Source organism: Acinetobacter sp. GD03645 (genome assembly GCF_029845285.1).
Taxonomy (GTDB): Bacteria; Pseudomonadota; Gammaproteobacteria; order Pseudomonadales; family Moraxellaceae; genus Acinetobacter; species Acinetobacter corruptisaponis.
Window position 1 is genome coordinate 1 of record NZ_JAOCLL010000027.1, and the last position, 15,729, is coordinate 15,729.

Genomic DNA, 15,729 nt, shown 5'->3' on the forward strand with positions numbered 1-15,729 from the left:
CACCGCGAGGATTTTTTATTTGGACTGTAAAAAGCTATAATTTCTTTTTTGCTTTTATTTAGATTTTTATGCCATTCACCATTGCCCATGCGGTTACTTTTGAAGAAGAAATTAAAAAAAGTCGTTTTCAGGCGATTGCTGCGGTTGTTGAAAATGAACAACAGGTCAAGGCCTTTTTAGAGCAGACCAAGGATAGCTCAACCACCCATCAATGCTGGGCGTGGAAGATTGGACACCATGTACGCTTTAATGATGATGGTGAACCCTCTGGAACAGCGGGACGACCAATTCTAGCGACGATTGAGGGCAATGATTTAACCAATGTGATTGTCATGGTCAACCGTTGGTATGGTGGAATCAAGCTGGGCACAGGTGGGCTGGTACGGGCTTATGGTGGCTGTGCTGGACAGTGTTTGCTATTGGCTGAGAAAATTGAGCTAATTGAGAAAAAAGCAATACAGTTTGCCTGCATGTTTAATGAATGGGCGATTATCCAGTATGAGTTGATGCAGCAACAGATTGAATATCAGGAAAGTTATACTGAAAATGGTGTCTTGATTGAGGCACGTGTACAAGTTCATCAAATTGAACCACTCAGGCATAAACTTCAGGACGTGACTAGAGGGCGTGAGCAATTACGTGTATTGGATGAATAGTGTTTGCACGCCCTCTCTTGCGAGTCTGCGGAACAGTGTTCCTTATTCTCAGGACGTGAGCAGGTCAAGATTGTTGAGGAATCTGTAGATGACTGATCCATTATTGAAGTATCGGGAGCAGCATAAACATCGTTTAAATTATATGCCCTGGCTATATTGGTCATTGAAGCCCAAACATCGGGAATGGGCGGAACAATGGCAGGCGGAATATCAAGCCTACCTGATGGAAATGGAAACGGTGGAGATTGGAAAGAACTGTTTTATTTCTCCTTTAGCACATATTTTTGCAGAGCGCGGGCGAAAGATTAGCATTGGTGACAACACCTTTATCGCGGCGGATTGTACCTTGCATGGGCCGTTGCAGATTGGTAGTGAAGTGGCAATCAATCACCACTGTATTTTAGATGGCGGACGTGCAGGCATTAAGCTGCATGATCAGGTTCGCATCGCGGCCTATAGTCATTTATATGCCTTTGATCATGGCATGGATTTAGAGCGTCCGATTTACCAACAGGCAGTAACTTCAAAAGGTATTGAGATTGGACTGGATGTTTGGCTGGGGGCAAATGTGGGGATTAAGGATGGTGTGACAATCGGCGATCATGCTGTCATTGGAATGAACAGTATGGTGACTAAAAACATTGAAAAGTATGCCATTGTTGCAGGTAATCCAGCGCGCTTGATCCGTTATCGAAAATAAGAAAATAGCATGAAAAAGTTCAGAAGATTCGATACATAAATTTAACCTATCCTGGTTTTATCTGTGTTAAGTTAAAAACAAGTACAAGACCTAAGGTGTTAAACCTAAAGAGAGGCGAACATGAACCGTGTCATTGCATGTATTGATTCTTCACCCTGTATTGAGGCTGTCGCTGAAGCAGCCGCATGGGTGGCGAAGCAAACGCAAAGAGAATTAGTACTGTTGCAAATCCTGGACTATTATCCAGCAAGCTATCATTTAGGTGAAATCAGCGGTGTCATTGGTTTTGAAAGTAATGCCATGCTGCTCAAGGAACTGGCCGAGCTTGAGCAAAAGCAAAGTGAACTCGCACTCGACTACAGCAATAATTTACTGAAACACATTTCTGAACTGATTGAAAAACAATATGGTTTAACCAGTACCAAGATTCAGGAAAAGGGCGATTTTCTTGAACAGAGCTTTAATATTTTAAAAGAGAATGATGTTGTCATTATTGGGCGTGTGGGTGAACGGGCGGCCGAGAAGAATAAGCCGATTGGCAGTAACGTGGAAAACTTTATTCGTGGTGCAAACTGTACAGTAATTACGGTAGGCGAGCATTTTGAAGCACCAAGACGTTTTATCTTTGCCTATGAATATTCACCGACCTGTCAAAAAATGCTGCAACGGATTGCCCAAAGTGATTTATTGAAAACACTGCAATGTCACTTACTTTATGTTGGTGATCATCCTGAAATGCTGACCGAACCTGAAAAGTATTTAAAGGATGCTGGTATAGAGGTTGTACCTGTCTACCGTTATGGAGATGTGGCACAAAATATTCTGGAATATCAGGCAGAGCATAAGATTCAGTTGATTGTATTGGGGGCTTTCAGCCACAGTAAAATCCATCAATTCTTTCTGGGTAGCATTACCACCACTATTTTCCGTAATGCCAATGTGCCTTTGCTTGTTGCTAAATAACCCGATGAATAAAGTCCTATTTCAAACAGTTGTGGATGAGGTTTCCGAGTCTCATATATTTCAGCAGGGATTTTATTTTGAACTCAGCTTAAGTAATTCATTTTTCTCCATATAGTTATCCGCAAATACTGTGGATAACTATATGGAAAAGCATTGTGGATAAATATAAATTATTGATATTAAATAATTAAAATTTTTAGGTTGTTTTTTAATCTCTATTTTACAATCGCAATTGCAAAACCATCATGGCCTTTTGACCCCACAGTTTGTAGGGCTGTACAGGATAAAAGCTTTGGATGATCTTTCAATGCCGTAAAGGCATCGCGAATACCTTCAATGCTTGGTTTCTTATTGTTTTCATCCAGAATTGCACCTGCACGAATGACATTATCCAGTACGATAATGGTGCCCGAATGGGACAGTTGTAAACTTAACTCCAGATATTCAGGATAACTTTGTTTGTCTGCATCAATAAAAATAAAATCAAAAGCTTCGCTGCCATCAGCAATAAGCTGCTTCATCACATCTGCACCACGACCTTTTTTCAGTTCGATCGTGGTGGGCATATTGGCATAATCAATGTTTTCCTGCGCCAGAATTACGTGGGTATCACGTCCCTCAACGGTCAGTAGATAACCATCTTCAGGTAAGGCCTTTGCCAGCCAAATGGTGCTATAAGCCGCAAAAGTTCCCAGTTCCAACACGCGCTTGCACTGATTCATCTGAATCAGCATTTGTAAAAACATACCTTGATTAGGTGCAACAGCCAAATGATTAGAAAAACCCTGCTGATCGGTATTGTCTAATGCATGTTGAAGTTTTGGATCAGTGGGAATTAAATGTGAATTGATATATTCATCAATGTCTGTCCACATCTGTTGCATAATCAGGTTTACCTATGAATCTGTTAGCTGCATTTTAAACATTTATATCCAGAGTGCAATTTGATTCGTTGTAAATGAAAAAAGTAAATTATTGGCTATCAATGATTGAACACATCAGTTGCCTTAAATGGCTTTGAATTTCTGGGGGTAGCTGAATAAATAACAAATCTATCGGCATATGTTGCCAGTTTGGTTGAACCTGTCCTTCATTTAAATACTCAGCCAGTAGGAAAATCTGTGATACGGAACAGTTAAATGCCTGTGCCAAATATTGGAGCAAGGCAGGACTATATCCTTGATTGCCATTCTCAAGATTGCAAATATTACTTTTTGAAGTGTTAGAGAAATCCGCAAGTTGTTGTTGTGACCAGCCCTTTTGTTTTCTCATATATCGTATTGCGTGACTTATATCCATAAGTTGATGTTATAAAAACCTATGGAATAGTAGGTATTGTAATACAATACAAATTAAGATTTTTGTATTGTTATACAATATTTTTGGCGTTTGAGATTTACTAAAATAATGAAATTACTATAAATAGCTTACTTTAAGTAATACCGAATAAAGCCTATGTATTAAGGATAATAAAGGGGAATAGGATGTTTAACCAAAAACTGGATAAAGAAGAATCAAGAGTATTGTTTGATGCTTTAGAAAAAACTTATCTGCAAGATTTATACGATTTAAGGGTAGAACAAGTCAAAACAGATGAGCTGGATTGTTTCTGCTATTCTGTGGTGGTGGCCTGTATTTTTAAATATCAGTCTGCTGAACAGGCAAAAAAAATAGTGGGGTATTTTACTGAAATTATGTGGGAAAAATATCATCCCAGTTTTACCCTGAAGTTAAAGCAGCGATATGCCGCTTATCAAGAATATTTAAGCCTGTATTTTTCCCATCAGAAAACAGCGGCAGGTTTGGACCCAGCCATGACCATGGGATTTATCCTGATGAGTTTTGCGGTCGAAAAGATGCAGCAGAATCATATCTATGTGGTGGAACTCACCACGATGATCCATAAAATGATCTTTGCATGTATCAATAAAATTAAAAGAAATAAAATGCTTGACCGAGGTAAGTTACAACTACAAACCGTCAATTAAATAAAAATGCTTCTTTAAAGGAAGCATTTTTCTGGCTCTAAAAATTACACATTGAACTGTTGCGGGTTAGGTCAGGCCCCCAGGTACGATAACCCTGGGTATCAATATGGATTTGTCCAGAGCTGTATAATCCTACACCCAGATTTAAACTTTGACCATGCTGGGTCCAGAACTGGCATAGTTTAAATTTGGTTTGTTCAATAAATGCATAGTCTTGAGGTTGGGGAAATTCAGGGCCAATGCGGAAATCAATTGCCGAGTTGAATAAATGCTTGGAAGAGCTTGCTCCGCCAGCGCATTGATTCAGGGGAAGATCACGGTAAACCGAAGTCACTTCAAAATCTGTCAAAATTTTGGCTGCAATCAGGTACTTAAACACACGCAAGGTTGAAAGTGAGTTGTTCCATAACTCACGGTTAGGCACCATATATTCAGAGCGTCCACATTTTTGCCAGTCCCGTGCAGTACGCAGTAATTCAAAACTTGGAATAATATGCGCCACATTGTTGCGTGTTAAAAACTGCTCATATTCACGCACACGTGCATAGTTCTCGCCCTGATTGAGCCAGATGCGATAAGAGGCGGGTTCAACCTTATTGGGAATGGGGCGGGTAATGGTCACTTGTTCCTGGGGAATATAAATTCTTTTTCCGATGTTGTTATTCTGGGTCACTTTGGTGGTCGAGCTGACACAACCCACCATCATCACAGGGATGATAAAAAATGAAAAAAGGCCCTGTAATTTATTTTGCATCATAAAAAAGAAATTTCACAAACGATAGGTGTATCATTTTAATGCAAAATAGCGCATGAATAATGATGCAATTGCAAAGAAATGTGTGATTCAGGTATAAAAAAGACCAGTAGAAACTGGTCTTTTTAATTATTTTTCTAAATACTGAAGCTTGTCTGGCTTACCGTTCCATTCTTCACGGTCAGCAGGCTGTTCACCGATTTGAGTGATGTTGTTGCCTGCCCATTTTTCTGATAATTCAGCATTTAATTCAATAAACACTTCCTGACCTTCTGGCAGTTCATCTTCCGAGAAAATCGCATTTGCTGGACATTCAGGTTCACACAATGCACAGTCAATACATTCATCTGGATTGATTACAAGGAAGTTTGGGCCTTCATAGAAGCAGTCTACAGGACAAACTTCAACACAATCTTGATACTTACATTTAATACAATTTTCGGTGACAACAAATGTCATGGCGGCAGCTACCTAAAAAATATGGTTTTCATTTTGAATAGCGTATTTTAGGCAAAAAAGACCGATAGAAACAATTCCTTTTATTGATATTTATTATTCGTATCAATGAAATGGACTTATTTATATGACTTTTGTTGATAATAAGTCTCAACAACAGGGTCAATCGACTTATTTATGCTTTTTCTTTAGCCCACCGCCATCTTGTTTGTTGACCGTTGCCCAGGCAATACGTTCAGCATCTTCCTGAGAGCGCCCTTGATCCAGTTCGCTTTCCTCAATATGCTTCGCCTGCCTTTTTTGTTTTGCTGTATAGGCAGATTTATCTCCACGTGACATAACGATTTCCTCTTTAACGGATAATAACTAAAAGAAATAGCACTGTTCTAGGAAATGGTGGGTGAGCAATTGTTAGGTTTTAGCAGGGCTGTGTAAATAAGCTCCATCATTACAGATAGAGCTTATTTTTGATGGATTAGCTCTCAACAGTTTGAGCTGTCTTGGATAATGCCTTTAATTGATAAAGCTGTTCTAGTGCCTGACGTGGGGTTAATTCATCAACATCAATGTTTTGTAACAACTCCAGTGCAGGTGAATGGGCTTGCACTTCAATGATGCGCTCAACAACGTGGGTTTCGATTTCATTGTCAATTGCGCTGAATAAATCAGTCTGTACAGTATTTTGCAAATGCTGGTGCTGTTGCTTTTCCAGAATCTTTAAACGTTTTTGTGCTTCTTTGATGACATTGGCTGGAATACCCGCCAGCTTTGCCACCTGCAAACCGTGACTCTGACTTGCTGGACCATGCTGAACCTTATGCAGCAAAATTAAATTGCCGTTTAATTCCTGCGCTGTAACATGATAGTTATCAATACCTGCTTCACTACCGAGTTCAGTCAATTCAAAATAATGGGTTGCAAACAGGCACAGGCATTTCACACGTTTGGTCAAGTCAAGTACACATGCCCAAGCCAGAGATAAACCATCGTAGGTACTGGTACCACGACCAACTTCATCCATTAATACCAGAGATTGGCTGGTGGCATGGTGCAGAATTTGCGAGGTTTCCGTCATTTCCACCATAAAGGTGGATTTACCTGTAGAAAGGTCATCGGCTGAACCAATACGGGTAAAGATACGGTCAATCGAACCCAGCTTCGCAGATTTTGCAGGTACGAAACTGCCACAGTAGGCAAGTAGGCTAATCAGTGCTGTTTGACGCATGAACGTTGATTTACCGCCCATGTTTGGCCCTGTGATAATGGCCATACGATGCTGGGGATCAAGAAATGTATCATTTGGTGTAAAGGGTGCCTTATTTAAGGCTTCAACCACAGGATGGCGACCACCCTGAATCCTGATACTGGTTTCTGGGGTAAATTCAGGTCGAGCCCAGTTATTGAGACGTGCCTGATGGGCAAAATTGGCGAGAACATCAATATGGGCAATTGCTGCACTCATCATTTGTAGATGGGCAATGTTTTGGCGCAACTCATCCAATAATGATTCAAACAGGAGTTTTTCACGCGCCAATGCACGGGATTCGCTCGAAAGCACTTTATCCTCAAAGCTCTTGAGCTCTGGTGTGATATAACGCTCGGCATTTTTTAAGGTTTGACGGCGAATATAGTCGGCAGGTGCCTGCTCGGCCTGGGCGCGTGTCAATTCAATATAATAGCCACTGACACGATTATAGCCAATTTTTAGGGTATTGATGCCTGTCCGTTGACGTTCCTTAATTTCCAGGTCAATCAGGAACTGCCCAGCATGATCACGAATTTTGCGTAACTCATCCAGCTCATCATCATAACCCTCGGCAATGACATTACCATCACGCAACAGCACAGGTGGGTTCTCAACAATCGCCGCCATTAAATGCTGGTGTAGGCTCTTAAAATCGCCAAGTTCCTGATCAAGTTGAGTCAATAATCTGGAATGCTGTGTTTTTAAAACAGGTGTTAAAGCGTGACGTAAAAAAGGAATCTGCGCACATGCCTGACGAAGCTGGACTAAATCACGCGGACGCGCACTGCCAAGCGCCACACGGCTTAACACACGCTCAATATCCCCAATTTCTTTCAATACTAGCCGCACAGGTGATTCATGATAGCCTTTTAATAGTTGTTCAGTGGCATCAAGACGGGCATCTAAAGCTGCTGTGTCACGAATCGGCTGCATCAGCATTCGGCTCAGTAATCGTCCGCCCATTGCTGTTTGACAGTCATTAATCAATTGAAATAATGAGGTGCCATGATCAAACAGGGGTTCAATGATTTCCAGATTGCGGCGTGTAATTGGGTCAAGCGCAATAAAGTCGGTACTTTGCTCAATCTGAATGGAGCGGATATGTGGCAAGGCTGTTTTTTGGGTTTCTTTGGCATAATGGATTAATGCCGCCGCCGCCGCTTTTGCCAGTGGAATCGGGTCCAATCCAAAACCTGACAAGGTCGAAACTGCAAACTGGTCACATAGGGTCTTTTGTGCATTATTTAAGTTAAAATCAACGTTTGGACGTTTGGTAATTGGACATTCCAGATTTTTCTTAATCTGTTCAATGATGTTTTGGTCAATCAGGTCTTCATCAATCAGGATTTCACTTGGCATTAAACGCGCAAGTTCAATGGGAAGCTGTTCAGGTTTGTAGTCTTGTTGTTGAACCTTAAAAATACCCGCACTTAAATCAAGTAGGGCAAAACCAATCTTATTTTGCTGAATACAGAGCGCCACAAGGTTTGAGGATTGGTAACTGGTGAGTAGGGCATCGTCAGTCAATGTGCCTGGGGTGAGAATACGGACGACTTTACGTTCCATTGGTGCTTTACCGCGAGAGCCTGCACTCTCGCCCTCGCCAACCTGTTCACAAATGGCAACTGTACGACCAGCTTTAACCAAACGGGCAAGATAACCTTCGGCAGCATGATAAGGTACGCCCGCCATTGGGATTGGTTCGCCGTTGGTTTTACCACGATGGGTCAGTGTAATGCCTAATAGTTTGGCAGCAAGATGGGCATCTTCAAAGAATAATTCGTAAAAGTCGCCCATACGGTAGAACAATAGCGCATGTGGATAATCCATTTTGACTTTTAGGTATTGCTGCATCATTGGGGTATGGTTGGAAAAGTCTGCTATGCTATTATTATCTTTCATTGGTATTAAATCCTTTATTTTCAATGTGTTTAATAGTATATAACATAAACAGAGTATCCGAGGGTGTTGGATGAAATCTAACCAAATACAGCCTAAGCCAAAACATTAGTGTAGGTTTTAGTGTAGGTTTTAGTGTAGGTTGTTTTAGTTTAAACTAGCCATCATTCCTTATCAATATTGGAAAATGGACAGCTTGAAAGGATAACAAATAATTCAATCTTCTTGTGAGGTTTAAAGTGGTTCGCTCAATAGATCAACAAACGACAATAAAAAAAGCACTTTCAGCGAAAGCCATTGAGAAGATGAAAGTGGGTGATCCTGATAAAGCTGATGTCGGTGAGTACACAGGATTACGGGTACATTGTGGCAGAACTGGAATGAAAACTTTTTTCTACCGTTATCGTAGTCCTGTGGATGATTCCATCAAACAATACAAGATCGGAAATTTCCCTCAAGTTACACTGGCAGAGGCAAGGATAGAACTCACTCGTTTAAAAGCTGAACGAAATCAGGGAATTTGTCCAAAATATAAAAAAGAGCAGGAAAAGCTTCAGCAACAGATTGAACAAGAGCTTGCACAAAAAGATATGTCTCAACTCACTGTACACCAAATGATAGAGATGTATTTAACTGAGGTGATTGAAGATCACTGGATTACTGATCCTCGAACGGGCGAAAGGAAAAAGGTTTTAGGTGTGCGAAAACCTAAAGGTCAGTCTGAAACACGACGAACCCTGTATGGCGATGCAGTACGGGTTTTGGGTAATCGTATTGCTTTGGAAGTTACCCGAAAAGATGTGGTGGCTTTAACCAAGGAAATTATTGATCGTGGTTCTAATGTGCAAGCTGGACGGGTATTGTCCGAGTTGACATTAGCTTATGAATACGCCATTGGGTTAGAGCGATTCCCTGCCAATTTTGCCAATCCTGCATTATTGGCCAAAATGAGTATCAAGCAGTCAAGATTAAAAGTAACGTCTAAAAAGGGGACGAGGGTTTTAAATGATCAGGAACTAAAACGTGTATTGGCCTGGTTGCCCACATCAGGATTTACTACCCATCAAAAACATATCCTTTATTTAACGCTATGGACAGGTTGCCGTACTGGAGAATTGTGTGATGCTGAATGGCGGGATTTTGATTTGGATCAAGGAACATGGCATCTAAAAGCTTCTAAAAATAGTACTGAGCGTTATGTTCAGTTATCAAGGCAATGTGTCAATTTTCTACGGAATCTATATAAACCAGATCAGGAATATTTATTTGCTTCAAATCGAACAGGGCTGCCTATTCAGCAAAAGTCTTTAAGCGAAATGAAATGGCAATTAAAGAATCCAGAAAAAGTTCAAACCAAATATCGTCCTGAACAGCTCTGGTTAACAGATATAAATGACTGGAATCCACATGATTTACGTCGAACTGTGAGAACAGGTTTATCCAGATTAGGCTGTCCTACAGATATTGCAGAAGCAGTTTTGGGACATTCCAAAAAGGGAATTGAGGGAACGTATAACCTGCATAATTATGAAGCCGAATGTGCGGAGTGGTTGCAGAAGTGGGCGGATCATTTGGAGAAGCTAATTTAAGTAATAAAAATTGATGAGATAAATCCGTCTTAATTGGCGGATTTTTTATGCCTAAAATTTAAGTAAATTAGATAAATTTAAGAGTATAAATTTAAAATTTATAGCATTAAATTGAATTGATAAAACAGATTTTTTTACATATTTTTAGTGATTTTAATCTGAATTTTTTGGGAAATTTTATAGTTCTAAACTTGTATTTTAATTTTATATCATTAATATAAAAACAAAGACTTATCCACTTTATTTTTTGATTTAAAGTTGAAATGACATGAAAAAAGATAATTTCTATAAAATTCTTGAATTGTTATATGAGAGTATAAAAATCATTGATGCTGAAAATGGACAATCTTTAGAGCTTGTGAATGCTTTGCATGTCTATCGACTGGTAGAGGAAGTAATCCCTAAACTTTTAAAAGGCTATGATCTTGAGCAAGGCTGGGTCGTCAGTGATACCAATAAAGTACAAGTCAACCGCCTGATTACTGCGCTGAAGAAAGTACAAACTTTTCCTAGACCACATTGGAAAGATATAAATCGTAAGACATTTTCTGAACTGGGGCAGTTTCTGGAATTTGTAGAATCTATCCAATACAAACGAACAATTAAAAGAAAATATAGCGATATTGTTCTAGTCGATGAATCTTCTAGGGGCTGGACATTGAATAAGGAAGATCATGCTGAGATGTTTGTAAAGGCATATCTGGACTACCGCTATAAAAAGCAAAGAGAACAATCACCCTCTGATCAAGAGCAAGATGCGATAACTCAATTGTGGAGCGCATACCAAGATGATGCACTTGAACTAAAGGCTTTAGATATAAAAGCAGATGTTTCTTCACAATTGAAAAAGGCAGGGATGCTGGCTATTGTGGCAGCCAAAATTGTTATTAGAAAAAATGATCAACGATCCTCACAATTTGACGAGATGATTGCTGATAAAGCTAATTTACTGAATGTTCTTGGTGGTGATCAAAATATCATCAGGATATTCTATAAACCATTCCTAGAGACCAAGGAAACGCTTGCGTATTATGCGGTGTTTTTTATCCAGTCAGTATTCTATCTGGATGAGAATTCTTTTATTAAGCGTATCAGTACAAGACTTGGGGAGTATATTGCTCAAACTTTTGAACTATCAGTTAACATCCATATCCAAAATCTGAATCCTGTTTTGGGCAAAAATCTTATGCCTGAACCTCAAAAAAGAGATTTTCTATTGGTTGATGGCATAGAAGAAAGTTGGGAATTCGTTGAGCAGACGTTACTTGAGTTTTCATATCAACTGGAGAAGTTTGGAAGGTTTAGAGTAGATTCTCTGAATCAGGTAATGGAGCCTTATGTTTCTGTTGTAATCAATAAGGTTCGTGCTATTGAATTAAAAGCAGGTACTTTCCTCATTGAGCCTGAATTAACCTATTTCCATGCTAATCAGATTCAAGAGCATATTCCTCATCTTTTGTTTTTTTCTACAGGACAGCGTTCAAAGTATATTTGGGACATGATGCACTTGTCTAATCATGCAAGAGAATATATTGCAAGAATTGCTGTCATTTATCAGGAAAATTTTGCTGTATGGAAAATGCAAAAATATCTTGAATTGGCGATGTTTATCGAAATTTTTATGATGACAATGAAAGAGAGTGCGCCTAATGCCTTTTATTCTTTTGCATCAAGTGTGCGTGAGACATTGAATCGAGGTATAGAAAATCGTATTAGCCGACAACTGTTACAATTTGCTGTGATTTTCAGGAATCAGTATCAACTCAATTTATTACAGCAGAAGCTTGAAACTAGGATTATTTCACGTACATTGAAATACTTTTTTCATATCTATGCAGAACAATTACGAAGTCAGGGTAGCAGCACAGTTGTACTTGAAAGTATTTTAGCTGCTAATCTAAACGAAAGGGATATTCAGAAAAGTTTGGATGAGCTTCTAGTCCAGTATAGGTTTAATCAGCCTTTATTTTTTAAACCCGAGGTCCGTCAGAAGCCAGCAAAAATTCTCGGTGAAAAAAAGCGGATCAGACTTTATGCCCAAATCGTTGAGCCATCTTCCATACAAAGTATAATTTCACCAATCCATCTTCCTAAAAATTCTGCTGCATCTAGGTTGTTAGCTACGAGGCTTTCTGTCCAACAGCAGAAGAATCAACCTATTCAGACCTTAGGACAGAATGACAACGTTCCTTATAAACTGATACATATTCAGCGGCATATCACTCGGTTAGGAAGAGTTGAAAAAATATTAAAACAGGCAATGAAAACTGATGTGGTGATCATACGTTGTTTATTTTATTGTGATGTCAATAAAGCAATGGATTATGCCTATTTTTCTAAAATATTTTCTACCATGTTGCAGGACAATAAAAAAAGAAAACCGATCTCTGATATGGCAGCGTATCTTGGTTATTGGGAGGGACGAAAGAGGACAAGCCAAAACCAGATTACCGATTATGCAGCGAATGTGGTACTGATGTTTAAATCGCAGGCATTGCTGGAATATCCTGATTTATTTGCTCAACTGGAACGTAACTGGCGTTCAGCTTGTCAGAAAGTTGAAAGGGATTGTGATCCTGAGATCAGAATACAAGGCAGAGTGGATAAATTACAGATAGCTCAGACATTGCCAGAACTCCAATGTCATCAGTTGTTGGTGGAAACCACCCAAAAAACATTAGCCAAAAATATTGTGAATTATCTTGCCAGTTATATGGTTTATCAGGATTTGTTGGATGATGAGATTTATCAACAATTACCAAAATGGTTGATCAAGAAAACAACTACAACCAACAAGCCGAAAGCAAAAAAATCGGTAATGAAAAAATTATAACTTTAGCTTCCATTTCGACCTATAAAATCATGCCAATTGGGGTGATTTTTTTCTATTTACTATAGAAGTAGAGATCACTAATTTTTAGGCGTGATAAAGGATGGTTTTTACTCTGATTTCTACTGGGATATATATTTAATATATTATTTATTAAATACTTAAATGTATGTGTGCCATCACCATAACTAAGATGATGATGGATTGTCATTAGAAGAATAATCAATCAATTGATCCAAATTATAAAAATACAGAACCAGCACTCCTATGAAATTTACCATAGGAGTATCTTCACATGAACGAAGCACAAACCCTTATTAATCTTGAAAAATTCATGTCATCAGTTTGTAGACGAGACTATCACTGGGAAGACTTTGCACCTGATTATGAACAGTGGCTGGATGATGCTAGGGCTATCTATGATGAAGAACTTGAATATAGTCCTTTGATTCAGGCTTATTTTGACCTCATGCCTGAACGGATGGATTGGTATGATCAGAATGTTTTTGATAACCATCGTGTCTTTAAGGATTTTCAAACAAGTCTTGGAATTCGCCAGAAATGTTTCCTACATGATTTTGCCGATAAGGTCGAGGATAACCTAGATGAACTTTTAACCTATTTTGATCAACTGGTTAAGAAACATTGTAAATTGTTACTGGTACGGGTGGATTTATATTATTTATTTGAGCATAGTCCTACTATTCGGCAATTTGATCGGGATATTAAAAAGCTGGTCAACCGCATTCAGAATAGGGACAGGATGTTCAAGAATCAGGTGGGCTATGCCTATCGACTGGAACAAGGCGGTAAAAGCAAAGGTTATCACTGTCATTTACTGGTTATTTATAATGGTTCTGATTGTTATCGGGATGGTTATTATGGACAGGAAATTGGTGAATTATGGCGAGATGAAATTACACGAGGATATGGTTACTTTCATAATGGCAATCACAGTTCGCATAAAAAATACTATGAATCATTAGAGCTGCTGGGCATTGGTAGAATTGACCGAAAGCTTAGCAAGAGTATAAAGAATGCTCGTAAAGCCATTCGATATTTAGCGGATTCAAAAAAGAATAACCAATACTTACGAGTTCGCCTAAATAAAATGAGAGAGTTCAGCAAAGCAGTGTTCAAGCCATCCTCTCGCTTTCAGTCCAAACGTTGATCCCAAAAAATCACAGATATATATCATTAACATGAAGATTGAATGTTTTCTTTTTCCCTTACATTCAAAAGTATAGGCTTACCCATCGGTAAGCCTTTTTTTCATTTAATGAGGTCTATCTTATGAATATTACATGTCCATATTGCTATTCAGCCAATGTTAGCCATGCCACCACACAGCCATCAGGCAATAACAGTTTTTCATCTATGGCAGGTGCAGGGATTGGTGCAAGCCTTGCCAAGAGTTTGCCTACACCATTTTCACCATTATTGGGAGGATTGGCGGGTGCAGTGGTCGGTGGCTTGATTGATAGTCTGGTTCAACCCTCACAACCACAGCAGCCTACCGTTTATTTCCATTGCAACAATTGCCAGCACAATTTTAACTAGGGACAGGAGAAAATTATCATGGCACATCAACTTGAACAAATGGCGTATGTCGGTGCAACTCCCTGGCATGGTCTGGGTAATCAGCTTACGCAGGATCAGCCGATTGAAGTCTGGGCGCAGCAGGCAGGCATGGACTGGCGGATTGAATCATCAGATGTCAGCTACATGGCAAAGAATGAACGTGGACAATCTATCATTCTGCCGTATGAGGAACAACGTGTTTTATACCGTTCAGATACGCATGCACCTTTATCTGTGGTCAGCCAAAGATTTCAGGAAGTCCAACCCAAAGAAATCCTTGAGTTCTATCGTGATTTGACGGAGCAATCAGGCTTTGAACTGGAAACCGCAGGTGTATTGAAAGGTGGCAAGAAGTTCTGGGCGTTGGCACATACAGGACAGAGTACCGCTTTAAAGGGTAAGGATGTCAGTAACGGCTATATTTTATTGGCAACTGCGTGCGACGGTACACTTGCCACAACGGCACAATTTACCAGCATCCGTGTGGTGTGTAACAACACTTTGGCAATTACTTTACGCAATGGCAGTACCAGTGCAGGTGTGGTTAAAGTTCCACATAGCACTCGATTTGATGCGGAAAAGGTGAAACAGCAACTCGGTATTTCGGTTCGTGCATGGGATGACCACATGTATGAAATGAAGCAACTGAGCCAGCGTAAAGTCACGCAGCAGGAAGCCGCAGCCTATTTTGATGCCGTGTTTAACAATACCAGTCTCAGTATTGCTGAACAGGATGACAGCATTATCCAGTTCTACCGCAATGTGGCAAATGAAGCGAGTACGACCAATAAAACCGAACCCAATGGACGAGCCATGTCTAAGGTCATGGATATATTTAATGGTCAGGGACGAGGTGCGGAACTCAGTTCAGCCAAAGGTACAGCCTATGGCTTGCTGTGTAGTATCACCGAGTTTGTCGATCACGAACGTCGAGCCATGAGTACTGATCATCGACTGGATTCAGCGTGGTTTGGCACAGGTGCAGCCATTAAACAACGGGGACTGGAACAGGCGTTAAGAATGGTGGTCTAACTTGAGTTGGTTTTAGAGCCAGTCAAATTAGCCTA

General features: G+C 39.7%; 15 protein-coding genes. 9 read left to right on the top strand and 6 right to left on the bottom strand.

Annotation, left to right across the window (positions count from 1 at the left end):
• Positions 1 to 68: 68 nt before the first annotated feature.
• The 3 genes from N5J47_RS16655 to N5J47_RS16665 all read left to right on the top strand — a co-directional run bounded on the left by N5J47_RS16655 (position 69) and on the right by N5J47_RS16665 (position 2,319).
• Positions 69 to 656, top strand: coding sequence for an IMPACT family protein (locus N5J47_RS16655; protein WP_279961301.1), 588 nt, complete (start codon positions 69 to 71; stop codon positions 654 to 656).
• 88 nt (positions 657 to 744) lie between these two features.
• The gene (locus N5J47_RS16660) at positions 745 to 1,356 is read left to right on the top strand and encodes an acyltransferase (RefSeq protein WP_279961302.1); all 612 of its coding nucleotides are present in this window, start codon (positions 745 to 747) and stop codon (positions 1,354 to 1,356) included.
• Positions 1,357 to 1,476: 120 nt separating this feature from the next.
• Positions 1,477 to 2,319, top strand: a complete 843-nt coding sequence (locus tag N5J47_RS16665) for a universal stress protein (RefSeq protein ID WP_267979983.1) — start codon at positions 1,477 to 1,479, stop codon at positions 2,317 to 2,319.
• Positions 2,320 to 2,534: 215 nt separating this feature from the next.
• On the opposite strand, the gene N5J47_RS16670 is transcribed toward N5J47_RS16665, so the two are convergent.
• Together N5J47_RS16670 and N5J47_RS16675 are read right to left on the bottom strand one after the other, a co-directional pair.
• Positions 2,535 to 3,203 carry an O-methyltransferase gene (locus N5J47_RS16670; RefSeq protein WP_279961303.1) on the bottom strand — a complete coding sequence of 223 codons (669 nt, stop codon included), beginning with the start codon at positions 3,201 to 3,203 and terminating at the stop codon, positions 2,535 to 2,537.
• 88 nt (positions 3,204 to 3,291) lie between these two features.
• Complete coding sequence (locus N5J47_RS16675) at positions 3,292 to 3,591, bottom strand: helix-turn-helix transcriptional regulator (protein WP_326498145.1); 300 nt, start codon at positions 3,589 to 3,591, stop codon at positions 3,292 to 3,294.
• A 212-nt stretch (positions 3,592 to 3,803) separates the two neighbouring features.
• On the opposite strand from N5J47_RS16675, the gene N5J47_RS16680 reads away from it, so the two are divergent.
• Positions 3,804 to 4,307, top strand: coding sequence for a hypothetical protein (locus N5J47_RS16680; RefSeq protein ID WP_279961304.1), 504 nt, complete (start codon positions 3,804 to 3,806; stop codon positions 4,305 to 4,307).
• 37 nt (positions 4,308 to 4,344) lie between these two features.
• Here the strand turns inward: N5J47_RS16680 and N5J47_RS16685 are convergent, their stop codons facing one another.
• The 4 genes from N5J47_RS16685 to mutS form a co-directional block, all read right to left on the bottom strand.
• The gene (locus N5J47_RS16685) at positions 4,345 to 5,064 is read right to left on the bottom strand and encodes a D-Ala-D-Ala carboxypeptidase family metallohydrolase (RefSeq protein WP_279961305.1); all 720 of its coding nucleotides are present in this window, start codon (positions 5,062 to 5,064) and stop codon (positions 4,345 to 4,347) included.
• Between the two features lie 126 nt (positions 5,065 to 5,190).
• Positions 5,191 to 5,520, bottom strand: a complete 330-nt coding sequence (gene fdxA, locus N5J47_RS16690; RefSeq protein WP_004652744.1) for a ferredoxin FdxA — start codon at positions 5,518 to 5,520, stop codon at positions 5,191 to 5,193.
• 168 nt (positions 5,521 to 5,688) lie between these two features.
• Positions 5,689 to 5,856, bottom strand: coding sequence for a hypothetical protein (locus N5J47_RS16695; protein ID WP_267979978.1), 168 nt, complete (start codon positions 5,854 to 5,856; stop codon positions 5,689 to 5,691).
• A gap of 136 nt (positions 5,857 to 5,992) precedes the next feature.
• Complete coding sequence (gene mutS / locus N5J47_RS16700; protein ID WP_279961306.1) at positions 5,993 to 8,665, bottom strand: DNA mismatch repair protein MutS; 2,673 nt, start codon at positions 8,663 to 8,665, stop codon at positions 5,993 to 5,995.
• Positions 8,666 to 8,901: 236 nt separating this feature from the next.
• On the opposite strand from mutS, the gene N5J47_RS16705 reads away from it, so the two are divergent.
• From N5J47_RS16705 to N5J47_RS16725, 5 genes are all read left to right on the top strand, one after another.
• Entirely contained in the window at positions 8,902 to 10,251 is a 1,350-nt protein-coding gene (locus N5J47_RS16705) for a site-specific integrase (protein ID WP_279961307.1), read from the top strand.
• Positions 10,252 to 10,519: 268 nt separating this feature from the next.
• Positions 10,520 to 13,084, top strand: a complete 2,565-nt coding sequence (locus tag N5J47_RS16710; RefSeq protein ID WP_279961308.1) for a hypothetical protein — start codon at positions 10,520 to 10,522, stop codon at positions 13,082 to 13,084.
• Between the two features lie 292 nt (positions 13,085 to 13,376).
• Entirely contained in the window at positions 13,377 to 14,252 is an 876-nt protein-coding gene (locus tag N5J47_RS16715; protein ID WP_279961309.1) for an inovirus-type Gp2 protein, read from the top strand.
• A gap of 122 nt (positions 14,253 to 14,374) precedes the next feature.
• A complete protein-coding gene (locus tag N5J47_RS16720; RefSeq protein ID WP_279961310.1) occupies positions 14,375 to 14,641 on the top strand; it encodes a hypothetical protein in 267 nt (88 codons plus the stop codon).
• A gap of 18 nt (positions 14,642 to 14,659) precedes the next feature.
• Positions 14,660 to 15,694: a DUF932 domain-containing protein gene (locus N5J47_RS16725; RefSeq protein ID WP_279961311.1), complete on the top strand. Its 1,035-nt coding sequence runs from the start codon at positions 14,660 to 14,662 to the stop codon at positions 15,692 to 15,694.
• Positions 15,695 to 15,729: the final 35 nt, after the last annotated feature.